A 12,623-nucleotide genomic window follows, 5' to 3' on the forward strand; every position below is an offset into this window, starting at 1 on the left:
TTCAGGTAAAGGCAGAGGGTCTGGATATCCCTGTCATTCATGACCTTCAATGCCTGTTGTCTGACTACTGAGAAGGGCTGATTGTCATCAATATTCTCGTCAACAAACAGGTGAAGTAGCTCTGCCGCTTTCGTGACATTGTCCGCAGCTGACTGCCAGGACAGGAACACTGCTTGTTGTGCAAAGGCGTTGGCGGCTTCCTGTTGTTTTCGGATATGGTAAACAAACCCATCCGTCAGGCGCTCCAGTGCAAGTTGCATGCGCTCTGTCAGATGACACAGTAACCACAGGTGCTGCTGTGAGCGTTTGAAGCGCCGCACTTTACTGCCGTAGTAATCAATAAGGCCGCTGAAGTGTTGTCGATTTTTTAGCGACAGATTGAGCCTGTCCACAACGTCATTTATTTGCGTGTGCCATGGTGCTAACCGGTGGTAAATGGCGAGCTCTTTTTTAAGCTCAGGCACGGTCAGACTTTTGGCACCACCCCTGAGATGGCTCAGACTCAGCCCGTCGTCTTTAGTAGTGATTATGTTGTCCAGAAAGACGTTAAGTTCATTACTGGTAAGTTGATTCAGTTGGAGCGTCAGGTCTTTTCTGACCTGTTGCATTGTGCGGCTTATCAGTCTTTGAAGCACGGAGTACTTAGGAATGGCAATGTTATGGCTGGCAAGGTATTCAATGGCCGCATCAAAGAGGTGTCGAGGCTCCAGCCAGGCATGACCAATGTAAACCAGGTGGTGGCACAGAGCATTGAGGTGCTGTTTTTCATTCCACTTATTGTAATTTAGTAGACGCAGTATCCTTGAGTAAATACGGTCACGCTGCATTTTACTGACACTGAAAGGCCTGATCCCTTTACCTCTTTGAATTTGGGAGGCAATAAACTGCATGTCGATACTGATATCACGGAAACTCGGAGCAATGATCACTGGCTTAGATTTAAAATAGCCCAGAAGCGCCACGAAATAACAACGATGTTTAGTAAGCCTGATAGTACGGCATTCGGCCTGTTCTACATCGTTTAGCGAAAAATACAAACGTTGTTCCTCAATAGAAAACTGAGGTGCTGAATACAAGTCTCGTTGTTCTGCCTGAGTCAGAATCGAGAGTTCATTACTAATTGCCATGATGAATAAACGCCAATATGATTGATGGTGTTTATATAAGATGGCAGAATATTGGAAGGTAACCCACCGCCACAGACCATATAATATAATACCTGTAGCGTTCTATGTTACTTTAGAGGGGAAAATCCCTAGAACCCCAAGAAGTTACGTTCCTTGAGTGCCTTAGCTAGCAACGATTCTGTAGTCGCTTGAAGTACGTTTAAAGATTTTAGATGTCCTATTAGTCTACCCATCGTCTTATCACTAACTTCCTGATCAAAGCTATCAAACTTAGCCTCCCACTCCTCTTGGGTGTGCTTAGACTTTGCCTCTCTTTCGTATAAATCACAAAAGATGAGCAACTGAATAATCGATTGCTCCACACATTGAGCACGATACATCGCTAAACCGTAATATGCGTAAACTTCTTTACAATGTTCTGATTTGTCCATAATAATTTTTTTTCGTTTGGGTCATATTTTCTCCACCTAACAAGGTGGCTAGCTCAAGATCTACATTTATAGGTCCCAATTGCACAACATCTCTACAAAGATGTATTCATTTAGCAACTAATTGACGTAAATTATTCTTCAACTGTCTAACTGTATCTGATTGAGACACTTCCCATTCTTTAGAAAGATACTGAATTACGGTATCAACATCTGAGGGGAACAGTATTTTTCCCGAAACTTTCGCAAAAGGTCCATCTGTTTCTAGAAGAATTTTATCTTTAGGTAACCAAGATATAAGTCGCTTTCCACGTGCTGAGAAAAGCATTGCTGGTCCAACTGAAAAATAACAACCTATATCGACAGCTTCTAATAACTGTTTTTTTGTCCCCAAAAACCAGTGGAGAACAGGGATGCCTGCTTTCGGGTGTTTTTTCAGACACATTAAGGTTTCGTCTACTGCATTCAGGCTATGTATTGTTAGAACTTTATCATTGAATGACTCACATTTTTTCAGAATGTGATTAAAAACCAATAATTGGTCATCAAAATGCTCTCTCCAGCCTTTTGATCCATCTAGTCCAATCTCACCTATATATTTAGTTTTCTCTATAAGTCGATCGAAAATTGGTAGTTCATTTTTCCTTAAATGAGCTAGCTGAGGGTGCAATCCCAAAGCGGTTTTGCAATGCTTAAGCCCTTTTGTGAGATTAACAGTGCCTTCGAAGGCTGAAGGCACTGTTGTTACAGATAATACGTAATAGTTTGAGCGTTCAATGTCATCCAATACCTTCTGATGTTCGGGGTATAGATCAACATGGCAATGCATATCCATCATGATGTTTTGTTAGCCTGTATAAACACTTCAACTTCCATCAAACCACGCTTAAGCGTTGATTCCAAGGCATTACGTATAGACTTATCTAGTGGGATTGGACCAGATTTACGTAGCCAAGATTTGTAATTATTGGTTTGCTTCAACCGGATAATGGCTGTTTGAACTGCTTGCAGGTCGTCTCTTGTATCCTTCTCTTTAATTAGCGTTTTCAATCGCTTTGTTTTATATGGTGCGTCATCATCAAAGCCAGCATGATGAACAGATGCTCTTCTAATTAGACAGGGCAAGCAGTGCCCACATTGTATGTGTTCTCTGTGCCAGTGGCTGCATGAAACGCTTAGCGGTACGGCTTTTTTAATAGCGTTTTGGTCAACGCACTCAGCCAACATCTCCCCCTTTGTTTTAAACTGATAAGGGTTTACGAATTTGACGTCAAAACCTATGCGTGTCAGCAATTCTTCCAACCTCTGCAAGAAGTTGGGGTGTGTGGTTCTCGTACTGTGACTACCTATTCGCCTTCTAGTTAGTGGTGGATTGATTGAGATATAGCCATTCTCAGGAACGATAATGGTTTTAATACTGGCATCACAGTTAGCACTTCTCAGTGCGGAAATGCCCAATACGGCCATCGCCAAGAAGTTAAAGCTTCTCCCACGCATACTTATGTCCGTTCTGCCTTCATATGTTTTAATTATATGAGGAGAAATTGAATAGGAGAGCTCAGCAAATGGAGAAGACAACAAAGTCTTAATTTCTTCCTGTTTTGCACCATCTCCACGATAGGCGTGACTTACTAAGAGAGGCTTATATTCTGACTCTCCATTAAGGATATCAATAGCACCCACTGCACTATCAAGACCGCCAGAAAATAGGCAAACAGCATTTTTTCCTAGAAGAGTTTTGGCTTTATATTTAGCCTGCTTACTTATCTTAGGTTTAGGCAGTTCCATTGATGTCTGCTCAAAAGTGAACATCCATTGATCGCCAGTAAGAAAGTTCAAAATTGAACTCAACTCAGCGCTTTCTGCATTCCATATATTCGGTTCACTTACAGGGATGTGAAGGTGCATTTGCCTTGACCAAGCATTCTCAGCCTTCTCTCTTAACTCAAAAGTATCTGCTGCGGTAACAGCGGAAGCAATTGTAATTAAATCGATTGCCTTAGGCTCAACAGCAACTCCCAAGTCTCTTACTGTTTGCAGTAGTCCTCTGGAAGCTAAGCTGTGTTTTTTTTGATCATATTCGTGAGTGTGGAATAGTTGTACAGGGTGGCATGACTCTGAATATTCAGGTAGTTGGTTTGGATTATCATTGAAGTAAAACTTAGTCATCGAAACTCTCCCATTCTTCAACGGTCATTGCGATGGTATCAGCTTGAATCTTGGTAATGTTATTTCTGGTGATATTGCTAGGGTTGCCATTAGTGACCTTGTCTAGCTGCTCCTGAGCTATTACCTTGATAAGCTCCCTTAGCTCAACTTCCATGCTATGGTGCTTGCTAGCAGGTTCTACGTGGAACCAAGCCCTGCCCATGCCTTCAACCACATCTTGGAAAATCAAGTCAGTTAAATAGCAGCCGATGGCTTGTTGGATTACTTCTTCAGTAAAACTATTTGGATCGAAATCTTCTGTATCTGGTAGCGCTTCTTCCAGCGCGTAATCTAAGGCAATTCTCACAGAGTCTGAGTCAGCATTATCAGGAGCCAAATGTGAAGCAATTCTATCAATAGCTTGGTCAGTGGATAGGCCTTTCAAGTCATTTAAGGAAAGGCTTTGGTTGTTGACAGTAACAGTGTCTCCACGCATTACTCCAAGTAAACCAGTACCAGCCGTTATCCCACTAGCCAACCTTCGGCTTGTGGTTTTTCCACCACCAGAGCCTTTTTTAGAATAACTCTTTAGTGCTCGCCTTAGATCAGAGCTTGAACCTCCGGCCTTGGCATAATTCCCGAATTCTCTTCTAGCTCCTGCAAAACGGTTTGCAGGATTGGCAGTACCAGATGGTTTGCCGATTTCCTGCTGAACTTTTTCATTGTCGATTTCCTTGTCACCTTGATTTTCCCCGTCCGGGCCACCAGTATCTTGAGCTGGCTCAATTGTTACAGGCGGACTTTGTTCAGCCCATGACGGAATGAGTGGGCTCTGGTTATTAGGGCCAGTTGATGATGCTGAAGTACCCATTAATACCTACTTTTCTAATTCCTTGATAATTACATTCAACCACCTTTGCTTTGGCAGTCCCTTCACGTAAGTTAGTAGCGCCTTTTTACATTTAGGCTCTTCAACTGCTAGTAGTCTCGCGCCATATATGCCTGGGGGAGCTTTTGACCAATCACTTACAGTCCTGAAGTTTTCAATTAGTCCATCCATCACAGCTAAATAGTCTTCTCTTGGGGTCGCTGCTATGGCATTTTGGTTTGTATGGCTTAGTCTTTCCGTTTGTTTCATTAAATCCTTCACAAGCTTTTGAGCAGCGCCGGACATAACTGCATTCACTAGGCCCATGGGGATACTCTCTCTACTTAAGTATGCCGCTGGGGTCAGGTTCACATTTGCAAACATCGGTGGTAGCTTCGACCACTTGTCAAGAAAGGCTAAATCTAGCTTCCACTCTTCTGGTAAATCCATATCATCGAATTCAGCTTCTGGATCTTCCAATTGAGCCAGAATCTTTGGAGAACCACTCTCTGTATCAATCAACTGATACAGTTTGTTTGTTGCTTGAGTCCCCAAACAACGCTCAAATATCACCAATTTGGTAATGGTTTTCTCATCCAGCTGCATACCACGACGGAGTGCTGTTTTTCTTCTCATTTTCACCTGATTTAAGAGGCGTTTAACAATTCGAGGGTTCCCATTTATATTGGAGGACTCTGCGAGCAATGGAGCAAGTTGTTCGGCCACGATGAACTTACTTCTGAGTTCGTCCTTACCCTGAACATCTTGAACTTTATCAACGTCCAAAAGCTCATCGACTGATATGGGTGACTGCTTCCAAGATAGCTGAAGAGACTGCTCTAGGCTTTCCCTAAGCCCCTCAAGCTGGTCACTCGTAACGCCATGATCTTGAGCTGTCAACATCATCAGGTAAGCTCTGATTTCTAGAGTACCAGGTCTTGGAACGTGTACTGGGATTTGAATTAATTTATCTAGGTAGTCTGTTTGGTGGCGCTGCGAAGCTCCCTTGTGATATTCCGGCACAGCTAAGCGGATCATATCTTCGTCTGCCGCAATCACGAATGCTGTATTTGGTAAAAACAAAAATAGTCGTATCGCTTCCAGCGTCGAAATTGCATTAAATGGCGAGCAACGGTCCAAGTTATCGACATAGACTATGAGTGGTTTATCAAATTCACTCAACAAGTCTGAGTACGCATTGCGGAACTCTTTAATTTCTTTTGGGGGTGAAAAAGCCTTTTTAGGCTTTAAAATTTCTTTGTTATCTTTAGCTATCTGCTTCGCACCATCTACTGCATCCTTGGCATCACCAAAGTCTAGTTCGCGATCCTCTCCACCACTGAATAGCCCCATCAACTTCTGAAAACCACCCATGGTGGGAACGCCAGCTAAAGCTGCACCACCATCCATCAATAATCCCAAAGATCTAATGATGTCAACACGTCCTGCAAACTCTTTAGCCTTCTTGCTCAAGCTGGCGTTGTCTTTCGCTTGGTTTACCAAGGTAGATGCAATTGTCTCTAATAGAGCCGCTTTAGCATCGTCATAGCCTTGATACATCCATGCATCGAAATGGACTTGAATGTAGTCTTGCTTCTCTTCAGATATTGATTTTTTGGTTAGCTCTAAGATTGTTGATTTTCCTGCCCCCCAATCCCCAAAAACGCCAACAGATATTGGCATCAATTCCTTTTCGGTGATTAGATCCTTAATCGATTCGGCAGTTTCACTAAAATTTAAAAAGTCTAGTGAGGACTCTTTATCAGACCACATTTAAACCCCATTTTGTCTACAAAATAGCTGTTTTCAACACGCACTATTTTCTGACTTTTAAGTCAAGCCCCAAAACTAGAGCGTTGGAACCATCTTTATTTGTTAAGACTTCTATTTTATTTGCCCGTACACTGACTTCTTCAGGTAACTCATCTTTAGAACAATGGATTACAAACTGAGTTTTGGTATTCTTGTAGCGGCTAATTAGCCCTTCATCTATGTACTTTTCAACATCTAATGGCGTTGAAAAAATATCCATATTCCTTTGAAGCTCTTCGGTTTCCTTAGTGTTCATATCTTCCTCATTTCTGCCAAAGCTATAACAGTCTATATCAAACTAAATATTCTGTTATTAGGAAAAATAGGTCAAATGATGACAAAAGAAGTGTGTCCCAAATCAGAGTCTGGCAAACTTCGGGGCATTTTCGATTTAGGAATGGCAGCGTATCGATTGCGATCGCGGCTATTTTAGCATGAGACTTTATTACTCTCTCACAGTAGAGTTAAAATAAAGCTAATCTGGTAAATAAAACGTCGGAACTGATTGCCAGGACTTTAAGTGACTATAAGACAGGAATCGAACTACCTGCCAGTTGCATTTGATACTTATTATCCCTGCTGGCAAGCGAGGTGACGAGCTGGTAGCTATTGCAATAGCTCAGAACAAGTGCTAGCCACTGGACGATAAACCTAACTTTGAAAGACTCTCTTCTCCTGTCAACACTGGGTGATAATGAAAGTGCGGTTTTAGACTTTCAGCAAACTGACTGACAACTTTTGGAAAGCCACTGTCTCCAGCTTGACTCTCGTAAGTTGAAATAAACGTAAAATCTAGTATCTCCATAGAAGGCAACGTCAACCATGCGTGAATATTGGCCATATTGGTAGGTGAACAGTCTAAAATTGATGACTTGATATCATCCTCAGTTAACTCAAAATATTTATTTCCATCAAATGTAATAGATCCAATAGTGAATATTGGTGGCGCTCCGTAAAAATGTTCTACCGCTTTCATTAGTTGAGAATGAATATTTAGACACTGTCCTACGAGATCGGTGTCTTTTAGTGGGTTATATAGATAATTTAGAAAATCCAAGCAATTTTGAAGGTTTTCATCACTACAAAATTTCGCATCTAAAGCCTTAAAGCGTGTATCAGACAATTTAAGGTACCTTGAGCGCTCAATCGCCAATTCGAACTCTTCCAAATATCTCAACTTCTGCTCCTAAGCATAAACGCCCTATTAAGGTTTGAGCAACGCAATACTGATGCCGCCGCATACCACCTTCATCACCTAAACCAACGCATAGTCAAAATGCCACACGTGCCGAATCACTCTTGAACAATTTGTTATGTTCATAGCTACTCTAAATCAACACTAAGGTTACTATCATTTTGGCCAACGGTTGTAGATCCAATACAGACATCTTGAAACACCACCAGCAATTCCTCCAAGTAGGATCAATGCCAGACCTTTAAACCCGGAAGATAGAGCATAGCCTAACTGTATTGATGTACTTCCCCAGCCGTTGGATAAGCCAGTTGATATAGCTAGTCCGAAGAGAATGATCAAGATAAAGCTAGTAATACTAATTTTCCACATTTTCATTACCAGAGAGAAAGCGAATGCAATGTAGATTAAGACCCTCAGCAATTCGATGAAGCCATAGTTAGCCATCCCAGCAAGAACATAGTTAATCGATTCGGTTAAGCTTAAAACCGCACTAAACAGAGCAAATATGGCCGCCCCCATGAAGATTACTTGTGGTAAATTGCTAACTGAAAGGTATACAAACAATCGGTTAAACAGCTGAGTAAAGAGTTTCGTCAATTTGTGTAATGAAGTGCGTACAGGGAATCCTATTTTGATCATTACTTATTTTCCATTGCTCTTAGCGCCTCACCCAGTAGCTCTTCTGTACTTAGATTTTTGTTATTAGCTAGGCTCTTATCAACTGTTCTCAGTGCCTTATATTCTGTACTTGTACTTTCGCCATCGATGTCTTCTTGTCGACGTCCATATGCAATGTAAATGTTATGAAAGACTCGATTGCGCTCCTCTCCAGTACAATCTAAATTTGCCAATTGCTTTTCAGCACCTTCAAACATGATGTCTAAGCTATCATCTGTTTTGGCTTTACAGAAATGCCGATAGGCTGTATCAATGCTTGTCTCTGTAGAAACGACAAATTTTTTCGTATTCATTTTAATAATTTTCTCATTCACTTAGCTAGAGTAATACTAAATCTATCCATGTAAGATAATATTTCAATTTCATTTTTATAAACTTCGGTAAGTTTACGTTTAGCTTTATTATACGCCCCTAACTTTCCATACTTCTCCACGGACACAACTGTAGTCTTTGTCGATAATGATCCGTCATCACCATATACATACCACTTGGCCAAATAATGGAGTTTTTTTCTTCGAGGGTCTGATTTGATAGGTGCGTTCTTTTCTATTAGTTTCGGCTCTAGACTATGGGGTAATCGGGTAAACAGTTCAGGCTCATTCAAGACTCTTTTCCAAAGCTTTTTCCCCCACAACTTTATGCCGATTTCGTTCCTTAACCTAATAGCTTTCTTTAGACCTTTCTTCTCTCCAATACGGATATAACCAACCGATCTATGAAGAATTTTATCTTCGGGTGTATGGATGTGAATCTTAAATGCAGTCTCAGCTTTTGAGATAAACCTAAGACCAGTGTTTGTCTCGAAATTGGATTTCATGTTCTAAGCTAATTATCCGTATAATTAATTGATATTTAATCTTCGTATTTACTGAGTTTGGTCTCCAAACTAGTGATCAATTCCGGTAGTTTAGATACATACTCTTTAAGCATAGTTATTTGATGTTTAGCTAGGCTTCGCGCTTGTTCAAGCTCCCTAGTTGTCACTAACTTTGAAGCATCTCCTCCAATATTTTTCCAAAGTCCTGCATCAAGTCTCTGGTTTTTATACTGTAGATCACCACCTTGAGTGCGAAAGCCGGTATCGGTTTCTTTGATTGCGATACGCTCTTTGATTTCCCCAGCTCCAACGGTGTAAATTTTAAAGGGAGCTTCGACCTCGGGTTTTCTTCTCGAAGACATGGGAATTCCTGCAATCTTACGACAGGTCTTGCAAATAGGTTTTCCGCTTAGTTTTGCATTTTCTATACTTTTGTGGGGGTCATTACTAAACCAAAGGTGTTTACCACATAGTGAGACCCATTGGCTTTCTTTGTTCTTACTCACATCGTGGTTAATATCAATAATACAAGGCATGTATATTCCTCAAACCTATCATGGCATTACTCACTATCAGAAAGTGTGAAGGGACTTCTTTGAAGTATCGCGTTTAAGGGGTAATTCAATCATCAAATTTACTCGGATAATTTAGCACATCACACACGTGCTGTCGATTAATTTCTATCCAATCACGATTTACTGCACCCCAATCTATTATCTTAAACTCACCACCTTTAGTGTGTTCAATTTTAATCTCCAATTCATGAATAGCTTTGATAGTATCCTGTGCCGTTCTACGAGGCATATTCGTTGCTTCCACTATTGCTGGGACAGTGTTAAAACCTCTATCAATTAGATATGCAACTAACAAACGTCTCAGAAATGAGGTTTGAGTTTTACTCGGCTTATTATCGTTCATGCTATCCTTCTTCGTTAAACAAGTTTTTTTTGAACAGTATTCATCATCTTCGGTAGGTAGTAATTCCCATTACACTGTAATATCTTACGTCATGACCTAGTTAACAAATGGTTTTCATTTAACCTAGCCTAGGCTTAGTAAACCATCTATACAACTAGACCACGACACAAGTGACAACGTCACGCAAAACTCAACCAAATTACTTTATGTTCCCGAACATATGCTTTAAGCAATGTGAAGTTCCAATATGCTGGTACAGTCTGTGTGAACGTAGTTTGTTTAATAGATTCGGACTCTTTAAATGCTTTATGCAGTCTTCGACTTCTCCCCGAGTAAAGAAACTACTTGGCATATTAAAATTAGTCGGGTGTACTGCCAAGCACCTCTCATTATTTGAGTCGGTATAAGTCATTTCAAACTCTAATTCCGGGTATATTTTCTGTAGCATGTTGATCTCATATACATAGCCCATATACTCATGATCAATGAACCTTTCGTGAATGTTTACGTTAGAAAGAGGGGAGGTATTTCTAAAAACTTCCTGGTTGTGGTGATAGAGGAACCGCGCAGTTATGGTCCTATGTTTTCCCTCTTCAATGAAGTAAGCATCCTCAACTTTTGTAAAAGAAATACCTGGTTTTACATGATGATCTAAATAGTAATTTGGATTTTCTTTGAGTTCCATTAGGGCTCGCTCAATACGTTTTAAGTGACGCCCACCTAAACAGTCCCCCCACTTCATCGCATCATAGCCTTGGCTATGACCAACAACGCGCTCTAAAGGAATACTGCCAAATCTCTTCTCAATATGTGGAAATAGATAAATTCCTCTACCCGTCAGATAATCGTCGAGAGGGAGTAATTCCGTATTGGTGAAATAAGCCGGATTTAGTCCATTTAGCTCCAGTATATTTGTTTTGATTGCCATACTCAGTTCCTCGTTAGTTTTTAAAGGTTTTAGCCACCGATTCGCTGGTGGGCTAATGAGCATATCAAGCAAAATGTCATCTCTACTACCTGAAGTCCCGCTTTTTGGAAGTCCAGTGATCGTATAGATAGAGTCGATTTATTCACATACAACCCCATCACCATCTCTATCGTTCATATAAGAGTATGCAGGATGTGATCTTCTTACTGGTGCAATACCATTTCTGATAGCTTCCTTGCAAGTAATCCTACCGTTATTATCTTCGTCATACATAAGTAACGGGGCGGACTTTGAAACGTTTCTCGTGGTTTTTATACTTTCCTCAGCAGGTTCATGTACGATCATTTCAGTGCTTGTGCAGTTTCTTAGTACCGAATCTAACGTTTCCACTTCTCTGCGGTCTACACTTAGAGCGTATTTCAACTTTACCTCGACCACTCTGGGGTTCTAGGGATTTTCCCCTCTAAAAAGACATAATCCTCTGTAGACCACACCAATAAATGGCTGCGGAGGTGGGTTACTACTTATAAGTGTGGCAAATTAGGTAAATATCGTACATTTAATACGGAACAGCCCTGATATGGCCATCAAAAACGAAATTACTATTCTCACGAGAGCAGAACAGGCAGATCTTTATTCCCCACCCATTTTTTCAATCGAAGAACAATGTCTGTACTTTTCTCTGAACGATGCGGAATTGGCAGTTTTTCGGTCAATTCGTCTCAGAGCTCATAGATGTTACTTTGTCGCGATTTTGGGATACTTCAAATCAAAGCCCGTCATCCTAGATATCGCTTACTCGCAGGTTTCTAAGGATTTAATGTTCATCAGTAAAGAGCTGCTTGGCGGCAAGGGGCTCAGACCATTCACTCCCTCACAAAAACAAAAAGATCGACTCTACGCAAAAGTATTAGACCTTGCTGGTTATCACAAATGGGACGAAAGTCAGCACTTCAATTCTCTTTTCGACCACCTTGTTCAGGTGGGCAATGCCTGGCTGGAGCCGCGTTACCTCTTTGATACTGCTATTGAATTCCTAACCAGTCACAGCATTGCTATCCCTAGGTACACCGTACTCCAGAGACTGATAAGCAGAGCGATGCAGCAGGTCAGAAAAGACCTGGCGCACCAACTTAATCAACTCACCAGTCCTGAACTTCACGTCTTTCTGGACAGCATAACAGCCATTGATGACGGACTAAGCCTGAACCAGCTCAGAGGCGGTGCAAAAAGTCTGACCGTACCTGAACTTAAAAAAGAGCTTGCCCTTTATCATCAGTTAGCGCCATGGCGCACGCAAATCAATGGCGTTATCGATGGGCTTAATCTGTCTCTTAAAAATCGACAACACTTCGGTGAGCTCATCAACTATTACGGTAGTAAACTCAAACGATTCAAACGCGCACAGCAGCATCTATGGTTGCTATGTCACCTGACAGAGCGGATACAACTGGCACTGGAACGGTTAACTGATGGGTTCATTTACCATATCCGCAAGCAACAAGAAGCTGCCAACACCTTTGCACAACAAGCAGTGTTCCTGTCCTGGCAGTCAGCCGCGGACAATGTCACGAAAGCGGCAGAGTTACTGCATCTGTTTGTGGATGAGAACATTGATGATAATCAACCCTTCTCAGTAGTCAGACAACAGGCATTGAAGGTCATGAATGACAGGGATATCCAGACCCTCTGCCTTTACCTGAA

16 protein-coding genes are annotated in these 12,623 nt (G+C 41.3%); 1 reads left to right on the plus strand and 15 read right to left on the minus strand.

All coding sequences use genetic code 11. The features are described 5' to 3' along the window. The 15 genes from R7F07_RS23970 to R7F07_RS25645 all read right to left on the minus strand — a co-directional run. On the minus strand, nucleotides 1–1,127 hold a 1,127-nt coding region (locus tag R7F07_RS23970), incomplete at its 3' end, for a DUF4158 domain-containing protein (protein WP_206926118.1). 128 nt (nucleotides 1,128–1,255) lie between these two features. Further along, nucleotides 1,256–1,558: a hypothetical protein gene (locus tag R7F07_RS23975; protein WP_077284361.1), complete on the minus strand. Its 303-nt coding sequence runs from the start codon at nucleotides 1,556–1,558 to the stop codon at nucleotides 1,256–1,258. A gap of 106 nt (nucleotides 1,559–1,664) precedes the next feature. Next, complete coding sequence (qatD, locus tag R7F07_RS23980; protein ID WP_025634089.1) at nucleotides 1,665–2,393, minus strand: Qat anti-phage system TatD family nuclease QatD; 729 nt, start codon at nucleotides 2,391–2,393, stop codon at nucleotides 1,665–1,667. Further along, a complete protein-coding gene (qatC, locus tag R7F07_RS23985; protein WP_025634087.1) occupies nucleotides 2,390–3,724 on the minus strand; it encodes a Qat anti-phage system QueC-like protein QatC in 1,335 nt (444 codons plus the stop codon). Before qatC ends, qatD begins: the two co-directional genes overlap by 4 nt. Then, entirely contained in the window at nucleotides 3,717–4,574 is an 858-nt protein-coding gene (locus R7F07_RS23990) for a hypothetical protein (RefSeq protein ID WP_054574966.1), read from the minus strand. The genes qatC and R7F07_RS23990 overlap by 8 nt, the downstream gene beginning before the upstream one ends. A gap of 6 nt (nucleotides 4,575–4,580) precedes the next feature. Then, complete coding sequence (locus tag R7F07_RS23995; RefSeq protein WP_025634902.1) at nucleotides 4,581–6,344, minus strand: P-loop NTPase fold protein; 1,764 nt, start codon at nucleotides 6,342–6,344, stop codon at nucleotides 4,581–4,583. 43 nt (nucleotides 6,345–6,387) lie between these two features. Then, entirely contained in the window at nucleotides 6,388–6,639 is a 252-nt protein-coding gene (locus R7F07_RS24000; protein WP_025634901.1) for a hypothetical protein, read from the minus strand. Nucleotides 6,640–7,014: 375 nt separating this feature from the next. Next, the gene (locus R7F07_RS24005; protein ID WP_025634899.1) at nucleotides 7,015–7,560 is read right to left on the minus strand and encodes a hypothetical protein; all 546 of its coding nucleotides are present in this window, start codon (nucleotides 7,558–7,560) and stop codon (nucleotides 7,015–7,017) included. Nucleotides 7,561–7,734: 174 nt separating this feature from the next. After that, nucleotides 7,735–8,217, minus strand: coding sequence for a hypothetical protein (locus R7F07_RS24010; protein ID WP_025634898.1), 483 nt, complete (start codon nucleotides 8,215–8,217; stop codon nucleotides 7,735–7,737). Further along, entirely contained in the window at nucleotides 8,217–8,549 is a 333-nt protein-coding gene (locus tag R7F07_RS24015; RefSeq protein ID WP_029811850.1) for a hypothetical protein, read from the minus strand. Before R7F07_RS24015 ends, R7F07_RS24010 begins: the two co-directional genes overlap by 1 nt. A 17-nt stretch (nucleotides 8,550–8,566) precedes the next feature. Then, the gene (locus R7F07_RS24020) at nucleotides 8,567–9,073 is read right to left on the minus strand and encodes a hypothetical protein (RefSeq protein ID WP_029811849.1); all 507 of its coding nucleotides are present in this window, start codon (nucleotides 9,071–9,073) and stop codon (nucleotides 8,567–8,569) included. A gap of 35 nt (nucleotides 9,074–9,108) precedes the next feature. Next, nucleotides 9,109–9,609: a hypothetical protein gene (locus R7F07_RS24025; RefSeq protein WP_025634894.1), complete on the minus strand. Its 501-nt coding sequence runs from the start codon at nucleotides 9,607–9,609 to the stop codon at nucleotides 9,109–9,111. Between the two features lie 85 nt (nucleotides 9,610–9,694). After that, nucleotides 9,695–9,991: a helix-turn-helix domain-containing protein gene (locus tag R7F07_RS24030; RefSeq protein ID WP_025634893.1), complete on the minus strand. Its 297-nt coding sequence runs from the start codon at nucleotides 9,989–9,991 to the stop codon at nucleotides 9,695–9,697. Between the two features lie 199 nt (nucleotides 9,992–10,190). Beyond that, on the minus strand, nucleotides 10,191–10,919 hold the full coding sequence (locus R7F07_RS24035; RefSeq protein WP_025634892.1) for a hypothetical protein: 729 nt from the start codon (nucleotides 10,917–10,919) through the stop codon (nucleotides 10,191–10,193). A 138-nt stretch (nucleotides 10,920–11,057) separates the two neighbouring features. After that, nucleotides 11,058–11,264 (minus strand): excalibur calcium-binding domain-containing protein, encoded by a 207-nt coding sequence (locus R7F07_RS25645; RefSeq protein ID WP_077284359.1) that lies wholly within the window; start codon nucleotides 11,262–11,264, stop codon nucleotides 11,058–11,060. Nucleotides 11,265–11,499: 235 nt separating this feature from the next. Between R7F07_RS25645 and R7F07_RS24040 the strand changes: the two genes are divergently transcribed. Then, the coding region (locus tag R7F07_RS24040) for a DUF4158 domain-containing protein (protein ID WP_225455828.1) at nucleotides 11,500–12,623 on the plus strand (1,124 nt) is incomplete at its 3' end.

The organism is Vibrio sp. YT-16 (assembly GCF_033337405.1).
Taxonomy (GTDB): Bacteria; Pseudomonadota; Gammaproteobacteria; order Enterobacterales; family Vibrionaceae; genus Vibrio; species Vibrio alginolyticus.

What these genes read in the sequence shown, in the direction of transcription:
- R7F07_RS24010 (WP_025634898.1), bottom strand. Translation starts at nt 8,217, where the DNA reads ATGATCAAAATAGGATTCCCTGTACGCACTTCATTACACAAATTGACG.
- R7F07_RS24030 (WP_025634893.1), bottom strand. Translation starts at nt 9,991, where the DNA reads ATGAACGATAATAAGCCGAGTAAAACTCAAACCTCATTTCTGAGACGT.
- R7F07_RS24025 (WP_025634894.1), bottom strand. Translation starts at nt 9,609, where the DNA reads ATGCCTTGTATTATTGATATTAACCACGATGTGAGTAAGAACAAAGAA.
- R7F07_RS24000 (WP_025634901.1), bottom strand. Translation starts at nt 6,639, where the DNA reads ATGAACACTAAGGAAACCGAAGAGCTTCAAAGGAATATGGATATTTTT.
- R7F07_RS24020 (WP_029811849.1), bottom strand. Translation starts at nt 9,073, where the DNA reads ATGAAATCCAATTTCGAGACAAACACTGGTCTTAGGTTTATCTCAAAA.
- R7F07_RS23975 (WP_077284361.1), bottom strand. Translation starts at nt 1,558, where the DNA reads ATGGACAAATCAGAACATTGTAAAGAAGTTTACGCATATTACGGTTTA.
- R7F07_RS23990 (WP_054574966.1), bottom strand. Translation starts at nt 4,574, where the DNA reads ATGGGTACTTCAGCATCATCAACTGGCCCTAATAACCAGAGCCCACTC.
- R7F07_RS23995 (WP_025634902.1), bottom strand. Translation starts at nt 6,344, where the DNA reads ATGTGGTCTGATAAAGAGTCCTCACTAGACTTTTTAAATTTTAGTGAA.
- R7F07_RS24015 (WP_029811850.1), bottom strand. Translation starts at nt 8,549, where the DNA reads ATGAATACGAAAAAATTTGTCGTTTCTACAGAGACAAGCATTGATACA.
- R7F07_RS25645 (WP_077284359.1), bottom strand. Translation starts at nt 11,264, where the DNA reads ATGATCGTACATGAACCTGCTGAGGAAAGTATAAAAACCACGAGAAAC.
- qatC (WP_025634087.1), bottom strand. Translation starts at nt 3,724, where the DNA reads ATGACTAAGTTTTACTTCAATGATAATCCAAACCAACTACCTGAATAT.
- qatD (WP_025634089.1), bottom strand. Translation starts at nt 2,393, where the DNA reads ATGATGGATATGCATTGCCATGTTGATCTATACCCCGAACATCAGAAG.
- R7F07_RS24035 (WP_025634892.1), bottom strand. Translation starts at nt 10,919, where the DNA reads ATGGCAATCAAAACAAATATACTGGAGCTAAATGGACTAAATCCGGCT.